Origin of the sequence: Streptomyces avicenniae (assembly GCF_000719135.1) — a bacterium.
Taxonomy (GTDB): Bacteria; Actinomycetota; Actinomycetes; order Streptomycetales; family Streptomycetaceae; genus Streptomyces; species Streptomyces avicenniae.
The window spans coordinates 183628-206536 of the sequence record NZ_JOEK01000005.1; the positions used below are offsets into that span (position 1 = coordinate 183628).

The window sequence follows — 22909 nt, forward strand, 5'->3', positions numbered from 1 at the left end:
GGGCCTGACATCCGTGTCAGGGTCAAGCCACGTCGGGGCGGGACGCCCGGGTGGTGCGCGGCCGGGGGGCGTCCGTACAGTGGGGAGGACGGCGCCCCCCCTGGGCGCCTTTTGCCTCTGTGACAAGACCGTTTGCCCGAGGGGAAAGTCTCTGGCTCAATCGGGGACATGGCCCCCGACAGCGCACCAGGAACCGCGTCCCACGGACTGCCGGGCCACGACGTCCCGGCGCCCGACTCCGTCGCCCCGCAGCTGCGCGCCCTGCGCCACCGCGCCGCGCTGACGCTGGAGGAGGCCGCCGCCACCGCCGGGCTGTCCCCCGCGCACCTGTCGCGGCTGGAGACCGGGCAGCGCCAGCCGTCGCTGCCGATGCTGCTGAGCCTGGCCCGCGTCTACGGCACGACGGTCTCCGGGCTGCTCGGCGAGACGACCCCCGTGCCCGACCCGGTGATCCGGGGCGGCGCGGCAGGCGCCCGCGAGGCGGACGGCTGGACGTACCGCCGGGCGGGCGGCTCGGGCCGGGCGATGCAGGCGCTGCGCGTCCACGTGCCGTACGGGGGTCCGCAGGACGCGCTGGTGCGCGTGCACCCGGGCGAGGAGTGGGTGCACGTGCTGCGCGGGCGGCTGCGGCTCTTCCTCGGCGAGGCCGAGTACATCCTCGACGAGGGCGACAGTGCCCACTTCGACTCGCTCACACCCCACCGGCTCAGCGCCGTCCACCGCACGGGCGCCGAGCTGCTTTTCGTCCACACCCTGCTGCGCAGCCCCACCAGCGGCCTGTGCCTGGGAACCGGGATCTGAAGGGAACACGAACCATGGAGCGACAGCACGAGGCCCAGGACGGGATCCAGGGACAGCCTCGGGGGGACGGCGGCCCGCGCCGGTTCGTCAGGGACCGGATCCCGCGCGGGCTGTGGATCCGCGTCGTGCTGTACGGGCTCGTGGGGCACGTCTTCGCGGCGTTCCTGCTGCTGCTCTTCCAGCTCGGCGAGTGACCCGGGCCACGGGGCTCGGCGCACCGGCGCCCCGGGGCCCAGCGGTATCCCGGGCAGCCACCGGACGAAGCAGCCGTTCCCCGACCCACTCCGCCCCGTCCGACCCGTCCGACCCATCCGACAGTGACTCACTGTATTCATTCATGGGTTCACCGTAAGCGTTCCGTAGCCGTTGCGGTATCGCTCGTGCGGGTGAATCGCGCGCTCAGCCCGCCATGTCGTCCTCAGGCGCCGAGCGGGCGAGGGCGGCCAGAACGGCCAGCGCCCGGTCGAGGTCCCCGACGTCGGGCGACGCCAGGCCGAGCCGCACGGCGTTCGGCGCACGGTGCCGCCCCACGGCGAACGCCGCCGCCGGGGTGACGCCGATCCCGCGCCGCGCCGCCGCGGCGACGAACGTGTCGGCCCGCCACGGCGCGGGCAGCTCCCACCAGCAGTAGTAGGAACGCCGGTCGCCACGCACCGCGTAGCCGCCCAGGTGCCGCGCCGCGATCTCCTGCCGCACACCCGCCTCCCGCTGCTTCGCGCGCACCAGCGCGTCGGCCGTCCCGTCCGCCTGCCAGCGCGCCGCCGCCTCCAGCGCGAAGCGCGGCGGCGTCCAGCCGCCCGAGCGCAGCGCGGCGGCGAGCGGGGCCGTGAGCGCGGCGGGCGCGACGGCGAAACCGGCGGTGAGCCCGGGCGCGAGGCGCTTCGAGAGGCTGTCGATCAGGACGGTGCGCTCGGGCGCGAGGGCGGCCAGCGGCGGCAGGTCGTCCCGCAGGAAGCCCCAGACGCCGTCCTCGACGGCGTGCACACCGGTGCGGAGCAGCACGTCGGCGAGCCGGTGGGCGCGGGCGCCAGGCATGGTCACGGAGAGCGGGTTGTGCAGGGTCGGCTGGAGGTAGACGGCGTGCAGGCGGGCCCGGCGGTTCGCCTCCTCGACGGCCTCGGGCACGAGCCCGTCGTCGTCCATCGCCAGCGGCACCAGTGTGACGCCGAGGCGCGCGGCGACGGTCTTCAGCACGGGATACGTCAGTTCCTCGGCGCCCAGGCGCGCCCCCGGCGGCACCAGGGCGGCGATCGCCGCGGCGGTGGCCTGCCGTCCGTTGCCCGCGAAGAGGACGCGGTCCGGGTCGGGGAACCAGCCGCCGCGCGCGAGCAGGCTCGCGGCGGCGTGGCGGGCGGCGGGCGTACCGGCGGCGCCGACGGGGCGGAGCGCCTCGGCGAGGACGTCGGGCCGCAGCAGCGGGTCGAGGCCGGGGGCGAGGAGGGCGGCCTGCCCGGGGGCGACGGGGTGGTTCAGTTCGAGGTCGATACGGGAACCGGCCGGTTCGCTGAGCGCGGACGCGTCGGGCACGGCCGCGGCCCGGACGAACGTGCCGCGCCCCACCTCGCCGACCGTCAGGCCGCGCCGGGCCAGCTCGCGGTAGACGCGGGCGGCGGTCGAGGGAGCGATGGCGTGGCGGCGCGCGAAGTCCCGCTGCGTCGGGAGCCGGTCACCCGGCCTCAGCTCGCCGCGCCGGATCCGGGCGGCGACGAGATCGGCGACCTGGTGGAAGTCCCGACCGCCCGTGTCGCGCCCGCCCGGATCCCTGCGGCCCGGATCATCCCGTCGGCCCGGAGCCCACGCGTCGAAGTCCTGCCTCGCACCATCCCGACCCGCATCATCCCGACCCGCATCATTCTGGCCTACACGCTCCATCCCGGCATCGAACCACATCATTGCACCGAGATCAATAGAAAGCATTGCACCGAGAAAAGTGCGTCCATAGACTCATATTGCTTCGTAGCAGTCAGCAGACCGAGGGGCCGATGCCCGTGTCCCCGCACTCCGGATGCCCGCCACCACCGCACCACCTCCCGCCGTTCGACCGCGCGGACGCACCGGCCGTCCTGCGCCGGTACGCGGCACGGACGCACCGGCTGCTCACCCACCCGCACGCGGCCCCGGGGCGCCCCGGCTCGCCGCTCGAACGGGCCTGCCACGCCCGCGACATCTGCCTCGCCTTCCACACCCGGCTCGGCATCACCCTCGGCCTCCCGGCCGCCCCGCTCCCCATCGCCCCGCCCCCGCCCGTCCCCTACCGCGACGAGAACCCCCGCACCGTGGCCCACGAACTGCGCGCCGCCGCCGAAGCACTCGCCGACCGCCTCGCCCTCCTCTCCCCCGCCGACTGGGCCCGACACGACCCCCGCCCCGCAGCCGCGCCCTTCACGGTCGAGACCCTCACCGACCAGCTGCTGCGCACCCTCGCCCACCTGCTCACGGAAGTAGCACTCCCCGCATGATCAGCACACACGGCATACTCGGCGTCGCCATGGTCGCCCTCGGCATGGTCCTCACCCCGGGGCCGAACATGGTGTACCTCGTCTCCCGCAGCATCACCCAGGGGCGCCGCGCGGGGATCGTCTCCCTCGGCGGCGTCGCCGTCGGCTTCCTCTGCTACCTCCTGGCCGCGAACCTCGGCCTGTCCGCCGTCCTCGTCGCCGTACCCGAGCTGTACACCGCCGTGAAACTGGCCGGAGCCGCCTACCTCCTGTGGCTCGCCTGGCAGGCCGTCAGGCCGGGCGGGCACTCCGCCTTCAGCCCGCGCGACCTGCCCGCCGACTCCACCCGGCGCCTGTTCACGATGGGCCTGATGACGAATCTGCTGAACCCCAAGATCGCGATCATGTACCTGTCGCTCATCCCGCAGTTCATCGACCCGGACGCCGGGCACGTCCTGCTCCAGGGCATCGTGCTGGGCAGCGCGCAGATCGCCGTCGCCGTCACCGTGAACCTCGCCATCGTCCTCGCCGCCGGGACCATCGCGGTCTTCCTGGCCCGCCACCCGGGCTGGCTGCGCGTGCAGCGCTACCTGATGGGCACGGCGCTCGGCGCCCTCGCGGTGGGGCTCGCCACCGACACCTCGGGCCCGTCCACCGCACGGGGCTGAGCGGCGCCGGGCGTCCGACCGCCCGGCGCCGCCCGGCCCCCGCCGTCAGCGGCGGCCGATGACCTCCGCGATCCGCACGAAGCCGTCCGCGCCGTGCCCGAGCCCCACCGCACGCCGCGCCATCCCCTCGGCCGCCCGCATCACGCCCGCGTCGATGCCGTGGGCCTCCGAGGTGTGGACGATGTGCGCCATGGACGAGACCGCCGACGTCAGCGGGTTGCCCTCCCCGGAGAACGTGCCGTCCGCCACGTCCGCGGCCGTCTCCTCGAAGAGCGGCGGCAGGATGGCGGCGATGCCCTGGGCGAACGGCGCCAGCTCGCCCGGCGTGACGCCCTCGGCTCCCGCCACGGCGAGGGCGTGCGCCCAGCCCGCCATCGCGGTCCAGAAGATGTCGAGCAGCGCGACGTCGTACGCCGCCGCGCGCCCGGGGTCCTCGCCGAGGTGGGTGTGGCTGCCTCCCAGCGTCTCCAGGACGGGCGCGTGCTCGGCGTGGAGGTCGGCCGGGCCGCTGAAGAGGAGGACGGCGTGCGGCGTGCCGATGGTCGGCGTGGGCGTCATGATCGCGCCGTCGAGGTAGCGGACGCCGTGCTCGTCCGCCCAGCGCGCCGTGTCGCGGGCGCGGTCGGGGGTGTCGGCGGTGAGGTTGACGAGGGTGCGGCCCTTCAGCGCGGCGGCGACGGGCTCGCGGCGCAGGACGGCGTCCGAGGCGTCGTAGTTGACGACGCAGACGACGGTCAGCGGGCTCGCGGCGACGGCGGCCTCGGGCGAGGGCGCGACGGCCGCGCCGCGCGCGACCAGCTCCCCGTCCCGCCCTGGCGTACGGTTCCAGACGGTGATCCGCAGCCCGGCGCCGAGGAACGCCCCGGCCAGTGCCCGGCCCATCGGTCCCAGACCGATGACCGTGACGTCAGACTGTGCGGTGTGCGAGGACATCTCTCAACCCCTGCATGAAGAGCGACAATTATTGACAGGACCGAAAAAGGGGACAGCAATGACACGGAGTCGTGCCCAGGACCCGAACGTGTGCGGGGTGACCGCCGCGATCGCGGTGATCGACGGCAAGTGGAAGACGGCGCTCCTGTGGCTGCTGGAGTCAGGACCGCGACGCCCCGGCGAGCTGCGCAGGCGCCTCCCCGGCCTCACCGAGAAGGTGCTGACCCAGGCGCTGCGCGAGATGGAGGGCGACGGCCTGGTGCACCGCGAGGTGTACGACGGCCTGCCGCTGCGGACCGAGTACTCCCTGACCCCGTTCGGCCAGGACCTCGCCGACGCCCTGGCCCCGCTGTCCGCCTGGGGTCACCGGCGTCTGGACACGCTGTCCGGCGTCCAGCAGCCCGTCATGTGAACCCACCACCACTCGCCTCCCGACCGCTCCCCTCCACCCTGACCCGGCGCCGCGCGCACGCCAAGTACCCACAAAAAAGTGGGTAGGACGGCGCGCACCCCCGTCAGTCGGTGGCCGCGGCGACCTCGGGCGCACCACCACGGCGGACGGTCGGCGCCCGCCCGTCGCGCCCGCCCAGCACCACCAGCGTGAGCGTGACGGCGATCGACCCGGCGGCCATCAGCGTCATCGCCGACGCAGGGGACGTCAGCTGCGCCAGCGTCCCCGCGAGCACCGCGCCGACGGCTTGCAGGGCGGCCACGCCGGTGGCGTGCAGGCCGAGCGCCTGCCCCGCCAGGTCGTCGGGTGTGAGGGACATCAGGCGCTCCTGGAGCACCAGGCTCGCGGCGAAGCCCACGGAGGCGACGGTGACGGCCACCACCGACAGCGCCACCCCTGGCCGCAGGAAGAAGAACAGGTAAGGGACCGCCAGCAGCAGCCGCAGCGGCGTCGCGAGCCGGGCGCGCACCACGGGCGGGACCAGGCGGCCCACCACCAGGTCGCCCACGAACATGCCCAGCGCCCCGCACGCGTACAGCGTCCCGGCGGCCTGGGGCGCGTACGAGACGTACAGCGAATCGCTCCCCACGATCAGCCCGTTGGGCACCCACAGGCCCAGGTACGCCAGGCGCCTGGGGCGCGAGGACCACAGCAGGGCGTTGGTGCGCCAGGTCGCCGAGACGGACGGACGGCCTGAGGCGCGCGGCGGGCGGGCCGTGAGCCCCAGGCGGGTGACGAGGGCGGCCACGACGTACAGCGCCGCCGCGAGGAGCAGGCAGGCCCGTGGGGACAGGAGCGTCAGCAGTACGCCGCCCGTGGCGAACCCGGCCATCTGCGTGAGGCCCCAGAGCATGTTGTACACCGAACGGCCGAGGACGTACCCGTCCTTGGTCAGGATCTCGTTCATCATCCCGCCGCGCACGCCTCCGCCGAGCGACGCGACCAGCCCTTGGAGCAGCAGGACGGCGAAGACCGCCTGGAGCGGCAGCCCTGGCAGCGCCAGCACCGCCGTACCGGCCGCGAAGGCCAGGGCGAGGCCGGTCAGGATCGCGCGCGGGGGCAGGCGGTCGGCGGCCGACAGGAGGAACGCGCCCCCCAGCAGCTGCGCCAGCTGCGGGCCGAACATGCTCACCGCCGACAGGAGCGGGGAGCCGGTCGCCCGGAAGACCAGCGTGCCGAGGGCCAGGGAACCGATCGTCTGGGCCCCCGCCGAGGCGGCGAAGGAGAGCAGGAACGGGGTGAACTCCGGTGTGCGGAAAAGGCTGCGGTAGCTGCGCATACGCCGGAGTCTGCGAGCCGCGCGCGGCCCTGTTTACTGTTTCGCCGACACGCGAAAGGTCGTACGCATGGGCTTGTGGCAGATCGACACGGACACCCTCGCCCGCAGCCGTTTCCTGCTCTCGCCTTTCGCCGAGACCTTCGCGAGCCTCAAGCTGCTGCACGCGGGGGCCGGTGCCCATCCGGGCGAGGACGCCTGGCTGCGCGCGCACCTGCCCCGCTACCGCGCGTACCTCGCGGACGACCCGGTGGCCGCGCCACTCGTGCGGGCGGCGCTCGGCCCGGCCTGGATCGCCGACTTCTTCTGCCCGACCTCGTGCGAGGGCGAGGGCTTCGAGGAGACGGTGGCCCGGGTGCGGGCGGCGGGGGCCGCGGAGGCGCGGGCCGATCTCCGCGTGTCCCTGCGCGGCCCGCTGCCCGCGGCGCTGGAGCGGGACGACCTGCCGGAACGGGCGACGGCGCTCCTGACGTTCGTCTGGCGGGAGACCGTACGGCCCTCCTGGGAGCGGCGGCGGCGCGTCCTGGAGGCCGACGTGGTCGCGCGGACCGCGCGCGTGAGCCGGGGCGGCTGGGCGGCCGTGCTGGACTCACTGCGGCCGGGGATGCGGTGGCTCGGGGAGAGCCGCATCCAGGTCAACGGGAACGCGTACCCGCCGCGGGAGATCGCCGCCGGGGCCGACCTGCTGTTCATGCCGGTGACGCCGCGGGCCGGCTGGGCATCGTGGGAGGGACGGGAGCGGTACGCCGTCGTCTACCCGTGTCTCGGCGTGCTCGCCGAGGACCACGACCGCCGCCCCGTCCCCGCCGGGCTCGGCGCGCTCGTCGGGACGGCGCGGGCCGGGCTCCTCGTGCTGCTCGGGACCCCCCTGAGCACGACGCAGCTGGTCGCCGTGACCGGGCGGGGGCTGGGGTCGGTGGGGCGGCACCTGCGGGTGCTGCTGGACGCGGGGCTGGTGGAGCGGCGGCGGGCCGGGCGGTCGGTGCTGTACGTGCGGACGGCGGCCGGGGAGGCGCTCGTGGCGGCGTCGGGGGGCGCCCCGGGCGGGTGACGACATTCGTACAAGACCGACGGCCGACGGCCCAGGCATCGTCCGTGGCATGGGAAACGTAGACGCCGCGCAGGTGCACGGGATGCATGTGGTCCAGGACGGCCCGCGGGAGGCGCCGCCGCTGCTGCTCGTCCACGGGTCGGGGGCGGCGGGCGGCTGCTGGGGCCCGGTGGTGCCGACGCTCGCCGAGGGGTTCCGCGTCATCCGGGTCGATCTGTCGGGTCACGGCCAGTCCCCGCCCGCGCCGTCGTTCGACGTGCCGGAGCAGGCGGGCCGCGTGGCCGCGGTGCTCGACGAGCTGGGCGTCCGTCCCGGCACCGTGGCCGGGCACTCCAGCGGAGGGTACGTCGCCACGGCGCTCGCCGAACTGCGCCCCGACCTCGTCGGTTCGCTGGCGCTGATCAGCAGCGGCCCGCGCCCGGACGCGCTCCTCCCGCAGCCCGCCGTCCTGCGGGCGATGCTCGCCCCGCCGCTGGGCCCGCTGCTCTGGTCGATCCGTTCGGACGGCATGCTGCGCAAGGGGATGACGGCGGTGTGCAACCGCCCGGTGGACATCCCGGACGACCTGGTCGCCGAGATGCGCGGCATCGACTACCGCACGTTCAGGACGGTGCTGCGCCGCAACACCGCGTACATCGCCGAGCGGAGCATGCCCGCGCGCCTCACCGCGCTCGGGGTCCCCGTCCTGGTGATCTTCGGCGACGCAGACCGCCGCTGGGACCCGTCCTCGGCGCACGACTACGACACGGTGCCAGGCGCGCGCGTCGAGCAGCTGGCGGGCGTCGGGCACCTCCCCATGTTCGAGGCGCCAGGGGCGACGGGCGAGCTGCTGCGGGCCTTCGCCACGGGGGCCCGCTGACGCCGGTGGCTACCCTGGTGGCGTGCGTGTCACCGGGGGGCCCGTCCTGACGTCGGTGGAGGTCGCGACCCCGCGGCGGTCGCAGCGGCTTCCCGGCGTCGGCATGGCCGGGTTCGGGCAACGTGCCCCGGGCATCGTGGACATCGCGATGGTCCCGCACCCGGCGGTCACCCTGCTCGTGGACCTGGGCGACGGGGACGGCCTCCTCCACGACGCGCACGGCCGACGCGAGCGCGGCAGCGTGGCCGTCGGGCTCCTCCCGGGCGACCTCCGGGTCAGCGGCCGGACGGCCGAGGGCGTCAGGTGCCTCCAGATCCGGCTGTCGCCTGTCGTCGCGACCGCCGTGCTCGGCGCATCGACCGACCTCGTCGGCACGGTCGCCTCCCTCGCGGACGTCTGGGGCCGCGACGCCGCGCGCACCGAGGACCGGCTGCGCGCCGCGACCTCGTGGGACGAACGGTTCGCCGTCGCGGCCGACGTCCTCGGCCGACGGCTCGACGCCCGCCGTGCGCCCGATCCCGAGGTCGCCGCCGCCTGGCGGCGGATGCGCGCCGACCGGGGGCGGGTGCGGATCGACGGGCTGGCCAGGGAGGTGGGGTGGAGCCGTAAGCGCCTGTGGTCGCGCTTCAGGGCCCAGGTCGGCCTCAGCCCGAAGCGCGCCGCCCAGCTGGTGCGCTTCGACCACGCCGCCCACCTCTTGGCGGCGGGCGGCGACGGCGCCCGGGTGGCGGCCGTGAGCGGCTACACCGACCAGTCGCACCTGCACCGCGAGGTGAGGGCGTTCACCGGGACGACACCGAGCGCCGTCGCCACCGCGCCCTGGCTCGCGCTCGACGACACCGCATGGCCGTCGTACGCGCCCCGCCCGGGTGCGCGGGGATAGCCTGGCGCAAGCGGGCGCTTGCAATAGCTAGCACGCGGGTGCATGCTGGGGGCATGGCTTCGATCGGTATGGGGGATCTCGGGGCGTTTCTCCGGGAGCAGCGGCGGCAGGCGAAGCTGTCGTTGCGGCAGCTCGCGGAGGCCGCGGGCGTCTCGAATCCGTATCTGAGCCAGATCGAGCGCGGGCTGCGCAAGCCGAGCGCGGAGATCCTCCAGCAGATCGCCAAGGGCCTACGGATCTCCGCCGAGACGCTCTACGTCCAGGCGGGAATCCTCGACGAACGTGTGCAGGACGCCGCCGTGGGGCAGCCGCCGGGCGGGGTGAGGGAAGCGGTGCTCGCCGATCCCGCCCTCACCGAGCCGCAGAAGCAGGCACTGCTCCAGATCTACGAATCGTTCCGCAAGGAGAACCCCTGATGCCTCTGACCGACGACTTCCGCAAGTCCCTGTCCAACGCGACGCCGCTGTACTTCGCGGCGGGCACGGCCGACCTGGCCGCGCAGAAGCTGCGTGACCTGCCCTCGACGTTCGAGCGGCTGCGCAGCGAGGCTCCCGAGCGGCTGCCGAAGCTGCGCGAGCAGGCCCAGACGATCGCGCTCCAGGGCGTCGGCCTGGCGCTGGAGTACGCCGTCAAGGCGCGCGAGACGTACGACGGGCTGGCCGAGCGCGGCCGGACGGTCGTGGAGCGGCGGCGCGCCGAGGAGGCGGAGGACGCCGGGGTGCGCGTGGAGCGGGCCGAGCCCGTCACGGAGCCGGTGGTCACCGAGCCGGTGACGGAGCCCTTCGCCGCGCCCGCCACGCCCACCGCGACGGCCGAGCCGGTTTCCGAGCCCGTCACGGAGCCCGTCGCCGAGCCGGTCACCGGGTCCGTCACGGAGCCCGCCGCCTCGACGGAGAAGGCCGTCCCGCGCCAGCGGCGCGCCGCGCCGCGCAAGTCCGCGGCGAAGAAGACTCCCCCGCAGGCATGAGCCCCGTCACGCATGGGTACCGGCCGGTTGAAGCGGGCATTACGCACCGAGGCATCCGGCCGGTAGCGTGGATGAGGACGGTCAGGCCAATCGACATGGTGGTGACGGAATGCTGTTGGTGAGCTTCGGCTCCGTAGTGAGCTTCATCTTCCTCGGTCTCCTGCTCCTCAGCATCTACGCCCTGGTGAACGCGGCCATCCAGCGGGAGGACGCCTACCGCGCGGCCGACAAGCAGACGAAGCCGTTCTGGCTGCTCGTCCTCGGGGTGACGGTCGCGGTGCAGCTGTTCCTGGGGATGCTGCTGCTGGTCCTGGCGGGGACGGTGGCGACGATCGTGTACCTGGTGGACGTACGACCGGCCCTGCGCGCGGTGAGCGGTGGCGGGCGCGGCAACAGGGGTGGAGGCTGGAGCAGCAGCGACGGGCCGTATGGTCCGTACAACGGCAACCGCTGAGGTCCGCTCCCACACGGCGCGGATGAGAAAAAGCCCACGTACCGAGGGTTAGCCGTGGCCGGAAACAGCCCTTAGCATCAGCGGGGACACCCGCTGATGAACGCCAGAGGAACAGTAGTGCGCTTTCGCCTGACCCCACGGGAGACAAGCTTCTACGCACTTTTCGCCGCAGCGGCAGACAATGTGCTCAGTGGCTCGAAACTGCTCATGGAGCTGCTCGGCGCCGAACCCGCTACGCGCGTGGAGATCGCCGACCGGATGCGCGCCGCCGAGCACGCGGGGGACGACACGACCCACGCGATCTTCCACCAGCTGAACTCCAGCTTCATCACCCCGTTCGACCGCGAGGACATCTACCGGCTCGCCTCCCGGCTCGACGACATCATGGACTTCATGGAGGAGGCCGTCGATCTGGTCGTCCTCTACGAGATCGACGAGCTGCCCAAGGGGGTCGAGCAGCAGATCGAGGTCCTGGGCCGGGCGGCCGAGCTGACGGCCGAGGCGATGCCGAACCTGCGCACCATGGAGCGGCTGAACGAGTACTGGATCGAGGTCAACCGGCTGGAGAACCAGGCCGACCAGATCCACCGCCGCCTCCTCGCGCACCTCTTCAACGGGACCTACGGCCCGATAGAGGTCATGAAGCTCAAGCAGATCGTGGACGTGCTGGAGGAGGCCGCGGACGCGTTCGAGGCCGTGGCCAACACCGTAGAGACGATCGTCGTCAAGGAGTCCTGAACCTTCCGTGGACACCTTCGCCCTGGTCGTCGTGGTGCTGACCGCGCTCTTCTTCACCTACACCAACGGCTTCCACGACTCCGCGAACGCGATCGCGACCTCCATCTCGACCCGGGCGCTGACGCCCCGCGTGGCCCTCGGCATGGCGGCCGTCATGAACCTGGCCGGGGCCTTCCTCGGCAGCGGCGTGGCGAAGACGGTCAGCGAGGGGATCATCGACACGCCGACCGGCAAGCAGGGCATGACGATCCTGTTCGCCGCGCTCGCCGGGGCGATCGTCTGGAACCTGATCTCCTGGTACTACGGGCTCCCCTCCTCGTCGTCGAACGCGCTGTTCGGCGGCATGATCGGCGCGGCCCTCGCGGGCAGTTCCGGGGTGCACTGGGACGGGGTGCTGACGAAGATCGTCATCCCGATGTTCGCGTCGCCGCTGATCGGACTCGTCCTCGGCTACCTCGTGATGGTCGGCATCCTGTGGATCTTCCGCCACGCGAACCCGCACCGGGCGCAGCGCGGCTTCCGTATGGCGCAGACGGTCTCGGCGGCGGGCATGGCGCTGGGGCACGGCCTCCAGGACGCGCAGAAGACGATGGGCATCGTGGTGCTGGCCCTGGTCATCGCGGACGTGGAGGACGAGAGCGACGCCATCCCGATCTGGGTGAAGCTGTCCTGCGCGGCGATGCTGTCGCTGGGGACGTACGCCGGTGGCTGGCGCATCATGCGGACGCTGGGCCGGCGCATCATCGAGCTGGACCCGCCGCGCGGTTTCGCGGCGGAGACGACGGCGGCCTCGGTGCTGTACTCGGCGTCGTACGTGTTCAACGCGCCGATCTCGACGACGCACGTCATCACCTCGGCGATCATGGGCGCGGGGGCGACGCGGCGGGTCAGCGCGGTGCGCTGGGGCGTGGCGAAGAGCATCGTGGCCGGGTGGTTCGTCACGATGCCCGCGGCGGGGGCCGTGGCGGCGCTGTGTTACCTGGTGGTCCACGTCACCATCGGCTGATCCCGTCACTTTCCGGCCGGTTCCGGTCAGCCGTGATCACTGTTCGGACATCCCACGCCGGTGAAGATCACTCTCGGTCGCCGACCGGTGTCTCAAACCGGCATTGACGCTTGCCGCACCACCTCGCCGACACTTCCCCATCCTCCGGACCGCCCGCACACCCGTGCGGGCCGCGCCGCGCACCGCCACACAACTCTCACCCTCCCCCGTACACCCGGGGCGCCCGCGTGATGCGTGAATCGATGCGGAGCGCGGACCGACGAGACGAGGGGACACGTTGAGAACACCACGACACCGTTCACGTATCGCCGCCGTGGCCGCCTGCGCGGCCTTGGCCGCCGCACCGGCGGGACCGGCGGGCGCGGCCGACGGCGCGGCCACGGCCGGGACCGCTCCCGAGGGGCCGTCCACGACGGTCACGCTCGTCACCGGCGACCGCGTCGTCGTCCGGGCGGACGGCACGGCGGGCCGCGTCCTCCACGGCGAGGGCCGGGAGGACGTCCCGTTCCGCGTCTTCGCCGACGACGGCACGACGTACGCCGTCCCGGCCGACGCGCTGCCGATGCTCGCGGACGGCACGCTGGACCGCCGCCTGTTCGACCTGAAGGAACTGAGCCGTGACGCGTACCTGCGCGCCGACGGTCTCCCGCTGATCGTCACCTACACCGGCGACCGCCCGGCGACGCTGCGCGCGGCCGACGTCCGCGCCGACCTGCCCGCCGTGGACGGCGAGGCCCTGACCGTCGCGGCGGACGAGACGGCCGCCCTGTGGCGGCAGCTCACCGGGCCGCGCACCCTGGCGTCCGGCATCGAGACCGTCGCGCTCGACGGGATCGCGACGCGGACGCTCGCGGAGAGCGTGCCGCAGATCGGCGCGCCCGAGGCGTGGGAGGCCGGTTACGACGGCGAAGGCGTCACCGTGGCCGTCCTCGACACCGGGATCAGCAGCACGCACCCCGACGTCGCGGATCACGTCGTGGCGGCGCAGAACTTCTCGGACGCGGCCGACGCCGAGGACCGCGACGGCCACGGCACCCACGTCGCCTCCACCGCGACCGGCACGGGCGCACAGTCCGGCGGCACCTACACCGGCGTCGCCCCGGGCGCCGACCTGCTCAACGCCAAGGTCCTGGACGACACCGGCTCCGGCTGGGAGTCCGACATCATCGAGGGCATGCAGTGGGCCGTCGATGAGGGCGCCGACATCGTGAGCCTCAGCCTCGGCGGCACGGCCACCGGCGAGGTGGACCCGCTGGAGGACGCGGTCAACAGCCTCTCGGCGGAGTCCGACGCGCTGTTCGTGGTCGCGGCGGGCAACGAGGGGCCCGGCAGCGGGACCATCAGCAGCCCGGGCACCGCCGAGGCGGCCCTCACCGTCGGCGCCGTGGACAAGCAGGACGCCCTCGCCGACTTCTCCTCCACAGGACCGACGGCCGGGGACGGCCTCGTGAAACCGGACGTGACCGCCCCGGGCGTGGACATCGCCGCAGCGGGCGCCGAGGGCGCCGCCATCTGGGACTACGGCACGCCCGTCACGGACGGCTATGTCGCCATCAGCGGCACCAGCATGGCGACCCCCCACGTCTCCGGCGCCGCCGCCCTCCTCGCCCAGGCGAACCCCGACTGGACCGGCGAACAGCTCAAGGCCGCGCTCACGTCGTCCGCCGTCCCGACCGGCACGTACGGCGCCTTCCAGCAGGGCACGGGCCGCATCGACGTCCCCGCCGCCCTCGCCCAGAGCGTCATCGCCGAGACCGGACCCCTCAGCTTCGGCGTCGTGCAGTTCCCGCACGACACGGCGGAGCCCGTCGTCCGAGATCTGACCTACCGCAACCTCGCCGAAGCCGACGTCACCCTCGCCCTCACCACCGAGACGACCGGCCCGGACGGCGCCCCCGCGCCCGAGGGCCTGTTCACCCTCTCCACCGACACCGTCACCGTCCCGGCGGGCGGCACCGCCACCGTCCAGGCGACGGCAAGCACAGCAGCAGGCGACGCCTACGGCACCCACAGCCTCACCGTCACCGCCACCACCGAGGACGGCACCACCACCCGCACCGTCGGCGCCGTCGAACGCGAGGAGGAGAAGTTCGACCTCACCCTCGCCCCGACCGGCCGCGACGGCGCGGCGGCGACCGCCTGGAACGGGCTGGTCTACGACCTGGAGCGCGGCACGTTCAACGACGTCACGCCCGGCGCGGACGGCACCGCGTCCCTGCGCCTGCCCGCCGGTGAGTACGTCGTGGACGTCAGCGTCCCGTACGCCGCCGAGGGCGCGGCCGAGCCGACCGGCTGGGACTGGCTGCTCCACCCCGCGCTGGCGCTGACCGAGGACACGACCGTCGCCGCCGACGCGGCGGACGCGCTGCCGATCGACATGACAGGCCCCGACGCCGAGACCGTGCAGACCGACCTCACCGTCGGCATCGACCTGCTCTCCCCCGAGGGCGTCGCCTTCGGCACGACCTGGATCGCCCCCGGGCTGCCCGACGGTCTGCGCACCGCCGCGCTCGCCGACCTCCCCGACGACTGGACGGGCACCGCGTACGCCGGCGCGACCTGGGAGCGCGAGGGTGTCCGCTACCACCTGGCGGACAGCCGCTCCGGCACGCTCTACACCGGCCTGGAGCACCACGCCGACGCGGGCGACCTGGCGCGCATCGCGACCACGGCGGGCTACTCGCTGCCGGGCCGCAGCGGTTCCCTGTTCACCTCGGCGGCGGTCATCCCCTGGACGGCGGCGAGCAGCGAGCCGTTGCCGATCAGGACGGACGTCCTGGTGGAGGCCGGGCCGAGCGAGTGGAGCCTGGACGTGTGGCAGGTCGCCCCCGACGGGACGCCCGAGACGTTGCAGAGCACCGGCTACCAGCCGTACGAGGCGGGCGGGAGCTACGAACAGGTGCTCAACGTCGGCGTGTTCGGCCCCCGCCTCGGCCAGGACGAGGGCCTGTTCCGCACGGGCGACACGCTGTTCGCCGTCGTCCCGCTGTTCTCGGACGGCGCGGGCAACAGCGGCGACAGCTCGTACGCCTCGGCCTCCACGGTCCTGCGCCGCGACGGGGCGGAGTACGCGTCGAGCGACGGCCCGCTCGGCTCCGAGCAGTTCACGCTGCCCGCCGGGGAGGCGGACTACGAGCTGGTGACGACGGTTGACCGCGCGGGGCTGGCCTCCTCGGTCAGCACGAGCCTCACGGTCTCCTACACCTTCACGTCGGCGTCGGTCGGGCCCGACGAGACGGTGGCGCTGCCCGCGTCCGCCGTGCGGTTCACGCCGGAGCTGGCCCTCGACAGCACGGGCCCGGCCGGGGAGACGGTACGGGTGCCGGTCGCGGTGCAGGGCTCGGCGACGGGGACGACGCCCGTCGTGGAGGTGTCCTTCGACAGCGGCGCGACCTGGGCCGAGGCGCCGGTGGCGGAGGGCGCCGTGACGGTGGAGAACCCGGCGGCCGGCGGCAGCGTCTCGTTCCGCGCCACCGCGACGGACACGGCGGGCAACGCGACCACGCAGACGCTCATCGACGCCTATCTGACCCTCTGAACCCACCCCCCACAGGACGGCCCGCGCCCCCTCGGCGCGGGCCGTCCGCATTCTTCACAGGATCTCCACACGGAGTGGCGCGGCCGAACTGCCCTGTAGCGCGTGTGTAGTTGCGGACATGTAGTGCACGAAGCGTCCTGCGCGACACCAGGAGAGATGTGACAACGAAACGACACCGCACGCGCGTCGCCGCCGTCGCGGCCTGCGCCGCCGTGGCAGCCGCCCTCACCGCTTTACCGGCAGGAGCCGCCGCACCGGCGGAAGGCACGGGCGGAAGGACCGCCACCGAGGGGCCGTCCACGACGGTCACGCTGGTCACGGGCGACCGCGTGGTGACGAACGGGCCGGAGGGGACCGTCCGTCTCATACCCGCCGAGGGCCGCGAGGGGATACCCTTCCGCGTCCTGCGCGCGGAGGGCGCGGTCTTCGTCATACCGGCGGACGCCCAGCCGCTCGTGGCGGACGGCACGCTGGACAGCCGCCTGTTCGACGTGACCGAGCTGAGCCGTGACGCGTACCGGCGCGCGGACGGCCTGCCGCTGATCGTCACCTACACCGGCGACCGCCCGGCGACGCTGCGCGCCGCCGAGGTCCGCGCCGACCTGCCCGCCATCGACGGCGAGGCCCTGACCGTGGACGCGGAACGGGCCGGGGCGCTGTGGCAGCAGCTCACCGCACCGGCGTCCGGCGAGGCGTCGGCCCTGGCCGCCGCGCCGGGGATCGCGTCGATCGCGCTGGACGGCATCGCCACCAAGACCCTGGCCGAGAGCGTGCCGCAGATCGGCGCGCCGGAGGCGTGGGAGGCGGGCTACGACGGCGAGGGCGTCACCGTCGCCGTGCTCGACACCGGGATCAGCAGCACGCACCCGGACGTCGCCGACCACATCCTCGCGGCCGAGAACTTCTCCGACGCCGAGGACGCGGAGGACCGTGACGGCCACGGCACCCACGTCGCCTCCACCGCGACGGGGACGGGCGCCCTGTCGGACGGCACCTACACCGGCGTCGCGCCCGGCGCCGACCTGCTCAACGGCAAGGTCCTGGACGACACGGGGTCCGGCTGGGAGTCGGACATCATCGAGGGCATGCAGTGGGCCGTCGATCAGGGCGCCGACATCGTCAGCCTCAGCCTCGGCGGCACCGCCACTCCTGAACTCGACCTGATGGAGGAGGCCGTCAACACGCTGTCGGCCGAGTCCGACGCGCTGTTCGTCATCGCGGCGGGCAACGAGGGCCCCGGCAGCGGCACGGTCGGCAGCCCGGGCACGGCCGAGGCGGCCCTGACGGTCGGCGCCGTGGACAAGCAGGATCTCCTCGCCGACTTCTCCTCGACCGGCCCGACCATCGGCGACGGCTTCGTCAAGCCCGAGGTCACGGCCCCGGGCGTGGACATCGCCGCAGCGGGCGCCGAGGGTGCCGCGATCTGGGACTACGGGACGCCCGTCACGGACGGCTATGTCGCGATCAGCGGCACGTCCATGGCGACCCCGCACGTCTCCGGCGCCGCCGCCCTCCTCGCGCAGGCCAACCCTGACCTGACGGGCGAGCAGCTCAAGGCCGCGCTCACGTCGTCCGCCGTCTCGACGGGCGACTACTACACGCCGTTCCAGCAGGGCACGGGCCGCATCGACGTCCCCGCCGCCCTCGCCCAGAGCGTCATCGCCGAGACCGGACCGCTCAGCTTCGGCGTCGTGCCCTACCCGCAGGACGAGTCGGAGCCCGTCACGCGGGACCTGACCTACCGCAACCTGGGCGACGCCGACGTCACGCTCGACCTGGCCACCACCACCATCGGCCCTGACGGCGCCCCGGCACCCGAGGGCCTGTTCACCCTCTCCGCCGACACCGTCACCGTCCCGGCGGGCGGCACCGCCACCGTCGAGGTCACGGCGGACGCCCGTGTCGGCGACGCCTTCGGCGGCTTCGGCCTCTGGGTCACCGCCACCGGCGAGGACGGCACCACCGTCCGCACGGCGGGCGGCGTCGAGCGCGAGGCGGAGCGCCACGAGCTGACGATCACCGCGAACGGCCGCGACGGCGAACCCAGCACGGACTGGAGCGCCACGGTCTACGACCTGACCAGGAACGAGATGTTCTGGATCGGTCCCGGCGAGGACGGCACGGCCACCCTCCGCCTGCCTGAGGGCGACTACGTCGTGGACAACACGATCTACGACTGGGCGGACCCCGAGGAGCCGCCGGTCGGCGTGGACTTCCTCGCCCTCCCCCACCTGCGGCTGACCGAGGACACCACCGTCGCGACCGACTCGGCCGACGCACGCCCGATCGACGCCACCGTGCCCGACCGGAACGCCGAACTCACCGACGTGACGCTGGGATACGACGTCGCCTCGCCGGACGGCTACAGCTTCGCCTCCAGCCTGGGCACCGGCAACCCGGCCGAGGGGCTGCGCTCCGGAGCGCTCGGTGACGCCCCCGAGGACTGGTACACCAGCACGTCCTTCTCCGGCACCTGGGAGACCGCGGGCGCCCAGTACCACGCGGCCGACTTCCGCGAGACCCCGCTCTACACCGGCCTGGAGCACCACCTCCGCAACCGCGACCTGGCCCGTATCCGCACGACGCTGGGCTCGCCGGCCCCTGACGCGGCCGGGCTGCTGTTCACCATGAACGAGAACCAGTGGATGGCGTGGGCCGAGACGCGTCCGGTCCCGGAAACCCTGGACGTGTACGTCGAGGTGGACGCCGGTGCCTGGTTCCAGTCGTTCGAGGTCCTGACGCCCGAGGGGTATCCGGGCGCCACGCTGGAGGGGCTGCCCACCGAGTACGCGCCACGTGAGCGGGCCAGCGCCACCTTCAACGTCGGCGTCCTCGGCACCACGCTCGACACCGACGCGGACGAGGGCCTCTACCGCAGCGGCGACACGATCTTCACCACCTTCCCGACGATCCGCGACAGCGGCGGCCACTCCTACATCGGCTGGGAGGACGGCCACACGACCACGCTCTACCGCAACGGCGAGGAGTACGCGTCCAGCAGCGACCCGCTGGACTGGTCGGCGTTCGAACTGCCCGCCGAGGAGGCCGAGTACGAGTTGGTGACGACCGTGGAACGCGGCGCCCCCGGCTCGACCACCAGCTCCACCGTCACCTCCGCCTGGACGTTCACCTCGGCGCGGACCGGCGAGGACGAGCAGGAACTCCTGCCCGCCTCGGCGATCCACTTCACGCCGCGCCTGGACGCCCGCAGCACGGCCCCGGCCGACCGGACGTTCCACGTCCCGGTCACGGTCGAAGGCCCGGCCGCCGGGCGGCAGTTGGACGAGCTGACCGTCGAGGTCTCCTTCGACAGCGGCGAGACGTGGGACGACGTCCGCGTCCGCCACGGCAAGGTCAAGGTCCACAACCCGGACGCGGGCGGCAGCGTCTCCTTCCGGGCGACGGCGACCGACCGCGCGGGCAACACCAGCACCCAGACGATCATCGACGCCTACCTGACCAGGTAGGCAGGACACGCACACCGCACGACGCCGGGCCCGCCGCGGATTTCCCGTGGCGGGCCCGGCCCGTGCCGGGCGAGGATCGGACGCATGGATCCTCTCCTCACCACGGTCCGACTGGAGTTGCGCCCGGTCGCCGACGCGGACGCCGACGACCTGGCGGCGCTGCACGGCGACCCGGAGGTGATGCGCTTCCTCACCGGCGGCAGGCCCGAGCCCCGCGCCGACGTCGTCGCCGCCACCCTCCCCCGGCTGCGGCGGCCCCACCCCCTGACCGGCAGGCCCGGATACTGGACCGCACGCGAGCGGGCGGGCGGCGCGTACGTCGGCTGGTTCGCGTTCCGGCCGCTGAGCGACGAGGACCCGGGGGTGGTCGAGCTGGGGTACCGGCTGCGCCGCGCAGTCTGGGGTCTCGGCTACGCCACCGAGGGCGCGCGGGCCTTGGTGGACAAGGGGTTCACGGAGTGGGAGGTGCGGCGCGTGACGGCGAACACCATGACGGTCAACGGCGGTTCGCGGCGTGTGATGGAGAAGACGGGCCTGTCGTTCGTCGGCGCGTACACCGGTGAGTGGGACGAGCCGATCCCCGGCGCCGAGTTCGGCGACGTGGAGTACGGGCTGACGCGGGACGCATGGGAGGCGGCGCGATGACCGAGGGCGTACGGATCAGGCCCGCCCGCCGGGACGAGGGCCCCACGCTCTCCGCCCTCGCGATGCGTTCCAAGGCGCACTGGGGCTACGACGCGGCGTTCATGGCCGCCTGCCGCGCCGAGCTGACGATCACGGCGGCCCGTACGGAGCGGTCGGCGATCGCCGAACTGGACGGCGCGCTCGCCGGGTTCGTCACGCTGGACGGCGGGCCGCCCGAGGGGGAGATCGGCATGATGTTCGTCGCACCCGAGGCGATGGGCCGGGGCATCGGCCGCCTCCTGTTCACCCATGCCGCCGACACGGCACGGGCGGCGGGCTGCACGAGTCTGCTCATCGACGCCGACCCCCATGCCGAGGGCTTCTACCGGGCGATGGGCGGCGTACGGATCGGCGAGATGCCGTCCGAGTCGATCGCAGGACGCATGCTGCCGCTGCTCAGGCTGGACCTTCACCCGTGAACCGCCCGGCGGACGGCGGAATGTCGGCCGCCGGGTAGAGGGCGGACGCGCCCTCGGCGAGCTGCCGCCGGTAGAAACCGTTGATGGCGCGCACGGGGCCGACGTGCCGGTCGAGCATCGCCGCGACCTGCGGCGGCACCCACGGCGGCCGGACGCCCGCCGCCCAGCCGTCGAAGAACGCGCGGCGTTCGTCGGGGCCGTGCAGGCCGTCGAGCACGGGGTGGCGCAGCAGTTGGGTGGCGACGGTGGCGCGGTCGTAGCCGAGGTGGGCGGTGAGGAAGGCGCGTTCGTCCGGCGTGAGGGTGAACCGGTCGCTGAGGGAGAGGCCGTAGTCGGCGAAGGAGACGGTGCGGCCGTCGGTGAGGATGTTCTCGAAGTGGGCGTCGAAGTGGACGAGTCCGTGCGCCGCCATGAAGTCGGCGCCACGCACGACGTCCTGTTCGACCCGCGCCCACACCGCCGGGTCGCGCTGCCCGGCGAGCCAGGCGGCGAGGGTGTGGGGGACGTGTTCGAGGAACAGCACGAGGCTGTGCTCCGACCGTCCGATCCCCTCAAGGCGCCGCCGCACGGCGGGTGATCCGTCCCAGCGCGCGACCGCCCCGTCGATGCCGCCGAACTCGTCGGCGAAGCCGGTGGGCGGCGTGTCCGGCAGGATCCGCCAGTGGTACGTCAGCGGGAAGCCGCCGTACGCGCCGTCGAGGACCCAGCGGGTCGTCATCCGGTGCACGGCCAGCTCGCGCCAGGCGCCGAGGCCCGCCGAGCCGATCCGGTAGTGGTAGGCGGGCGGGAGGCCGAAGAGGTTGCGCGTGGAGTGGACGTTCTCCGGGCGCAGTTCGAGCGCGGTCAGCGGCAGGCGCTTGACGAACACCCGCTCCCCGCCCGCCTCAAGCGTCGCCGACCGTCCGCCGATCCCCGACCCGAGCGGTTCGGCGCCGCGCACCACGTCGGCGAGCTTCCGGTCGTCCATCGTGGCCAGTTCCAGCGCCACCCGCCGGAACATGGCGAACTGCCCGTCCCTCGTCAGATCCCTCAACGGCCTCTCCTTGCCTACTCCTCCGGGGAACGAACGAGGCGGGCCGCCTGCGCCGCTCCCCACAGGATGAGCGCGCCTCCGACCCACATCAGCACGACTCCCACACTCGTGAGGGTGACGACGGGCGTCTCGACCCCCTCGGTGAACAGCCGGAGCGCCAGCCCGGCAAGGAAGGTCAGCACGCCTTCGACCAGGTTCTTTCCTGCGCTGCTCATTCCGGCCTCCAGGTTCTCGGTCGGCCTCCACGGTAGGAACCGCGCCGCGTACGACCGTCCCCCGACCGGACGACCTGGGCTGCACCCTTCGTCGTACGCGGCCTCGCCGTCCGCGTCAGCCGTCGGGGAACATGCGGCGGAAGAGCGCTTCCTCGGTGGGGATGTTGATGACGGCCGGGGGCGGGAAAGTGGCCGGGCCGGGCGTGGGGGGCGGGTCACCGGCGTAGGCCGGGCGGCGGGTACGAGCCTGGCGACGGCAGGCGTACAGGGCCGCTGCCATGGCCGTCACGGCGGCGGTCGCGAGCAGTGCGCGTCTCACAGCCAGCCTCCGGGGACGGCGCGGTAGGGGCGGGTGATGCGTTCCCGGTAGGCGTGGTGCTCGGGATTCGCCCGCAGGTGGGCGAAGACCCAGCCGAGGGCGGACTCGGAGGACTCCTCCTCAGGACCGTACTGGTCGCACACCACACACTCCATCGAGAAGCCGAACGGGCCGCTCTCCGGCTGGACGCGCCACTCGCGGAACCTGAACACCCGCCCCCGCGCCGTCACTTCACGACCTCCCCGAGATCGCAGGCGAACCAGACGGCCTTGCCTCGCCTGAACGGCAGCGTCTGCACACCGAATTCGCCCGCCATCTCCCGCAGCAGCCACAGACCGCGTCCGGTCGCCGACTCCCAGTCCGGCTCCTCGCTCCTGGGCATGCGCCGCGACGTGTCGATGACGAGGACGACGGCCTGCCCGGCCTCGCGTGCCACCTGGAGGTAGCAGTGCGGGTCCTCGACGTGGCGGACGACGTTGGTCAGCAGCTCGGAGACACCCAGCCGCGCGAGGTCCACGACCTCGGCCGGTGCCCCCCACCCGCCGAACACATCAGCGACCACACGCCGCCACAGCTCGATGTCCCGCTCCCGGGCCGTTAAGGCCCACCCGTACGCCTGCTGGCTCGGCGGGACATACGCCTGAACGGTCATGTTTCCTCCAGGGCTGCTCACAAAGGAGTTGAGTCCTTGCGTCGCGGTACGGCTACG

25 protein-coding genes are annotated in these 22909 nt (G+C 73.5%); 17 read left to right on the forward strand and 8 right to left on the reverse strand.

Annotated elements, in window-relative coordinates:
• Positions 1-168 precede the first annotated feature (168 nt).
• Positions 169-801: a helix-turn-helix domain-containing protein gene (locus IF27_RS10920; protein ID WP_110945747.1), complete on the forward strand. Its 633-nt coding sequence runs from the start codon at positions 169-171 to the stop codon at positions 799-801.
• Between the two features lie 14 nt (positions 802-815).
• On the forward strand, positions 816-995 hold the full coding sequence (locus IF27_RS10925) for a DUF6126 family protein (RefSeq protein ID WP_052849253.1): 180 nt from the start codon (positions 816-818) through the stop codon (positions 993-995).
• Between the two features lie 205 nt (positions 996-1200).
• Here the strand turns inward: IF27_RS10925 and IF27_RS10930 are convergent, their stop codons facing one another.
• Positions 1201-2673: an aminotransferase-like domain-containing protein gene (locus tag IF27_RS10930; protein WP_110945748.1), complete on the reverse strand. Its 1473-nt coding sequence runs from the start codon at positions 2671-2673 to the stop codon at positions 1201-1203.
• 116 nt (positions 2674-2789) lie between these two features.
• Between IF27_RS10930 and IF27_RS30975 the strand changes: the two genes are divergently transcribed.
• Both IF27_RS30975 and IF27_RS10940 read left to right on the forward strand, forming a co-directional pair.
• Positions 2790-3260, forward strand: coding sequence for a hypothetical protein (locus IF27_RS30975; protein WP_190232902.1), 471 nt, complete (start codon positions 2790-2792; stop codon positions 3258-3260).
• On the forward strand, positions 3257-3907 hold the full coding sequence (locus IF27_RS10940; RefSeq protein ID WP_052849255.1) for a LysE family translocator: 651 nt from the start codon (positions 3257-3259) through the stop codon (positions 3905-3907). Before IF27_RS30975 ends, IF27_RS10940 begins: the two co-directional genes overlap by 4 nt.
• A 45-nt stretch (positions 3908-3952) precedes the next feature.
• Here IF27_RS10940 and IF27_RS10945 read toward each other — a convergent pair whose 3' ends face one another.
• A complete protein-coding gene (locus tag IF27_RS10945; protein ID WP_052849256.1) occupies positions 3953-4840 on the reverse strand; it encodes an NAD(P)-dependent oxidoreductase in 888 nt (295 codons plus the stop codon).
• Between the two features lie 58 nt (positions 4841-4898).
• Between IF27_RS10945 and IF27_RS10950 the strand changes: the two genes are divergently transcribed.
• A complete protein-coding gene (locus IF27_RS10950) occupies positions 4899-5252 on the forward strand; it encodes a winged helix-turn-helix transcriptional regulator (RefSeq protein ID WP_052849257.1) in 354 nt (117 codons plus the stop codon).
• Positions 5253-5355: 103 nt separating this feature from the next.
• Here the strand turns inward: IF27_RS10950 and IF27_RS10955 are convergent, their stop codons facing one another.
• Complete coding sequence (locus IF27_RS10955; RefSeq protein ID WP_052849258.1) at positions 5356-6570, reverse strand: MFS transporter; 1215 nt, start codon at positions 6568-6570, stop codon at positions 5356-5358.
• Between the two features lie 67 nt (positions 6571-6637).
• On the opposite strand from IF27_RS10955, the gene IF27_RS10960 reads away from it, so the two are divergent.
• The 12 genes from IF27_RS10960 to IF27_RS11015 all read left to right on the forward strand — a co-directional run bounded on the left by IF27_RS10960 (position 6638) and on the right by IF27_RS11015 (position 20633).
• Entirely contained in the window at positions 6638-7618 is a 981-nt protein-coding gene (locus IF27_RS10960) for a helix-turn-helix domain-containing protein (RefSeq protein WP_052849259.1), read from the forward strand.
• A 49-nt stretch (positions 7619-7667) separates the two neighbouring features.
• A complete protein-coding gene (locus IF27_RS10965; RefSeq protein ID WP_052849260.1) occupies positions 7668-8477 on the forward strand; it encodes an alpha/beta fold hydrolase in 810 nt (269 codons plus the stop codon).
• A 103-nt stretch (positions 8478-8580) separates the two neighbouring features.
• Positions 8581-9360 (forward strand): helix-turn-helix domain-containing protein, encoded by a 780-nt coding sequence (locus tag IF27_RS10970; RefSeq protein ID WP_110945770.1) that lies wholly within the window; start codon positions 8581-8583, stop codon positions 9358-9360.
• Positions 9361-9413: 53 nt separating this feature from the next.
• Positions 9414-9776, forward strand: coding sequence for a helix-turn-helix domain-containing protein (locus IF27_RS10975; protein WP_052849261.1), 363 nt, complete (start codon positions 9414-9416; stop codon positions 9774-9776).
• Positions 9776-10327 carry a hypothetical protein gene (locus IF27_RS10980; protein WP_052849262.1) on the forward strand — a complete coding sequence of 184 codons (552 nt, stop codon included), beginning with the start codon at positions 9776-9778 and terminating at the stop codon, positions 10325-10327. The genes IF27_RS10975 and IF27_RS10980 overlap by 1 nt, the downstream gene beginning before the upstream one ends.
• 109 nt (positions 10328-10436) lie before the next feature.
• Entirely contained in the window at positions 10437-10781 is a 345-nt protein-coding gene (locus tag IF27_RS10985; protein ID WP_052849263.1) for a DUF2516 family protein, read from the forward strand.
• Positions 10782-10898: 117 nt separating this feature from the next.
• Positions 10899-11519, forward strand: coding sequence for a DUF47 domain-containing protein (locus tag IF27_RS10990; protein ID WP_052849264.1), 621 nt, complete (start codon positions 10899-10901; stop codon positions 11517-11519).
• Between the two features lie 7 nt (positions 11520-11526).
• Positions 11527-12525: an inorganic phosphate transporter gene (locus IF27_RS10995; protein ID WP_052849265.1), complete on the forward strand. Its 999-nt coding sequence runs from the start codon at positions 11527-11529 to the stop codon at positions 12523-12525.
• 277 nt (positions 12526-12802) lie between these two features.
• On the forward strand, positions 12803-16063 hold the full coding sequence (locus IF27_RS11000) for a S8 family peptidase (RefSeq protein ID WP_223291002.1): 3261 nt from the start codon (positions 12803-12805) through the stop codon (positions 16061-16063).
• 158 nt (positions 16064-16221) lie between these two features.
• Positions 16222-19530: a S8 family peptidase gene (locus IF27_RS11005; protein ID WP_052849267.1), complete on the forward strand. Its 3309-nt coding sequence runs from the start codon at positions 16222-16224 to the stop codon at positions 19528-19530.
• Positions 19531-19614: 84 nt separating this feature from the next.
• Positions 19615-20175 (forward strand): GNAT family N-acetyltransferase, encoded by a 561-nt coding sequence (locus tag IF27_RS11010; RefSeq protein ID WP_052849268.1) that lies wholly within the window; start codon positions 19615-19617, stop codon positions 20173-20175.
• Positions 20172-20633: a GNAT family N-acetyltransferase gene (locus tag IF27_RS11015; RefSeq protein WP_052849362.1), complete on the forward strand. Its 462-nt coding sequence runs from the start codon at positions 20172-20174 to the stop codon at positions 20631-20633. The genes IF27_RS11010 and IF27_RS11015 overlap by 4 nt, the downstream gene beginning before the upstream one ends.
• Here the strand turns inward: IF27_RS11015 and IF27_RS11020 are convergent.
• From IF27_RS11020 to IF27_RS11040, 5 genes are all read right to left on the reverse strand, one after another.
• Positions 20611-21633 carry a protein kinase family protein gene (locus IF27_RS11020; protein ID WP_052849363.1) on the reverse strand — a complete coding sequence of 341 codons (1023 nt, stop codon included), beginning with the start codon at positions 21631-21633 and terminating at the stop codon, positions 20611-20613. The genes IF27_RS11015 and IF27_RS11020 overlap by 23 nt on opposite strands.
• A gap of 47 nt (positions 21634-21680) precedes the next feature.
• Positions 21681-21881 carry a DUF5708 family protein gene (locus tag IF27_RS11025; protein WP_052849269.1) on the reverse strand — a complete coding sequence of 67 codons (201 nt, stop codon included), beginning with the start codon at positions 21879-21881 and terminating at the stop codon, positions 21681-21683.
• Positions 21882-21996: 115 nt separating this feature from the next.
• Complete coding sequence (locus IF27_RS11030; protein ID WP_052849270.1) at positions 21997-22200, reverse strand: hypothetical protein; 204 nt, start codon at positions 22198-22200, stop codon at positions 21997-21999.
• Positions 22197-22430, reverse strand: a complete 234-nt coding sequence (locus tag IF27_RS11035) for a DUF7848 domain-containing protein (protein WP_052849271.1) — start codon at positions 22428-22430, stop codon at positions 22197-22199. The genes IF27_RS11030 and IF27_RS11035 overlap by 4 nt, the downstream gene beginning before the upstream one ends.
• Positions 22427-22852, reverse strand: coding sequence for an ATP-binding protein (locus IF27_RS11040; protein WP_110945749.1), 426 nt, complete (start codon positions 22850-22852; stop codon positions 22427-22429). Before IF27_RS11040 ends, IF27_RS11035 begins: the two co-directional genes overlap by 4 nt.
• Positions 22853-22909: the final 57 nt, after the last annotated feature.

Excerpts from the sequence above, each read along its gene's own strand:
- IF27_RS11010 (WP_052849268.1), top strand. The coding sequence starts at position 19,615 with ATGGATCCTCTCCTCACCACGGTCCGACTGGAGTTGCGCCCGGTCGCC.
- IF27_RS10960 (WP_052849259.1), top strand. The coding sequence starts at position 6,638 with ATGGGCTTGTGGCAGATCGACACGGACACCCTCGCCCGCAGCCGTTTC.
- IF27_RS11025 (WP_052849269.1), bottom strand. The coding sequence starts at position 21,881 with ATGAGCAGCGCAGGAAAGAACCTGGTCGAAGGCGTGCTGACCTTCCTT.
- IF27_RS10980 (WP_052849262.1), top strand. The coding sequence starts at position 9,776 with ATGCCTCTGACCGACGACTTCCGCAAGTCCCTGTCCAACGCGACGCCG.
- IF27_RS10965 (WP_052849260.1), top strand. The coding sequence starts at position 7,668 with ATGGGAAACGTAGACGCCGCGCAGGTGCACGGGATGCATGTGGTCCAG.
- IF27_RS11040 (WP_110945749.1), bottom strand. The coding sequence starts at position 22,852 with ATGACCGTTCAGGCGTATGTCCCGCCGAGCCAGCAGGCGTACGGGTGG.
- IF27_RS10940 (WP_052849255.1), top strand. The coding sequence starts at position 3,257 with ATGATCAGCACACACGGCATACTCGGCGTCGCCATGGTCGCCCTCGGC.
- IF27_RS10975 (WP_052849261.1), top strand. The coding sequence starts at position 9,414 with ATGGCTTCGATCGGTATGGGGGATCTCGGGGCGTTTCTCCGGGAGCAG.
- IF27_RS10950 (WP_052849257.1), top strand. The coding sequence starts at position 4,899 with ATGACACGGAGTCGTGCCCAGGACCCGAACGTGTGCGGGGTGACCGCC.
- IF27_RS11020 (WP_052849363.1), bottom strand. The coding sequence starts at position 21,633 with ATGTTCCGGCGGGTGGCGCTGGAACTGGCCACGATGGACGACCGGAAG.
- IF27_RS10955 (WP_052849258.1), bottom strand. The coding sequence starts at position 6,570 with ATGCGCAGCTACCGCAGCCTTTTCCGCACACCGGAGTTCACCCCGTTC.
- IF27_RS10920 (WP_110945747.1), top strand. The coding sequence starts at position 169 with ATGGCCCCCGACAGCGCACCAGGAACCGCGTCCCACGGACTGCCGGGC.
- IF27_RS10930 (WP_110945748.1), bottom strand. The coding sequence starts at position 2,673 with ATGGAGCGTGTAGGCCAGAATGATGCGGGTCGGGATGATGCGGGTCGG.
- IF27_RS10985 (WP_052849263.1), top strand. The coding sequence starts at position 10,437 with ATGCTGTTGGTGAGCTTCGGCTCCGTAGTGAGCTTCATCTTCCTCGGT.
- IF27_RS10925 (WP_052849253.1), top strand. The coding sequence starts at position 816 with ATGGAGCGACAGCACGAGGCCCAGGACGGGATCCAGGGACAGCCTCGG.
- IF27_RS10945 (WP_052849256.1), bottom strand. The coding sequence starts at position 4,840 with ATGTCCTCGCACACCGCACAGTCTGACGTCACGGTCATCGGTCTGGGA.
- IF27_RS11015 (WP_052849362.1), top strand. The coding sequence starts at position 20,172 with ATGACCGAGGGCGTACGGATCAGGCCCGCCCGCCGGGACGAGGGCCCC.
- IF27_RS10970 (WP_110945770.1), top strand. The coding sequence starts at position 8,581 with ATGGCCGGGTTCGGGCAACGTGCCCCGGGCATCGTGGACATCGCGATG.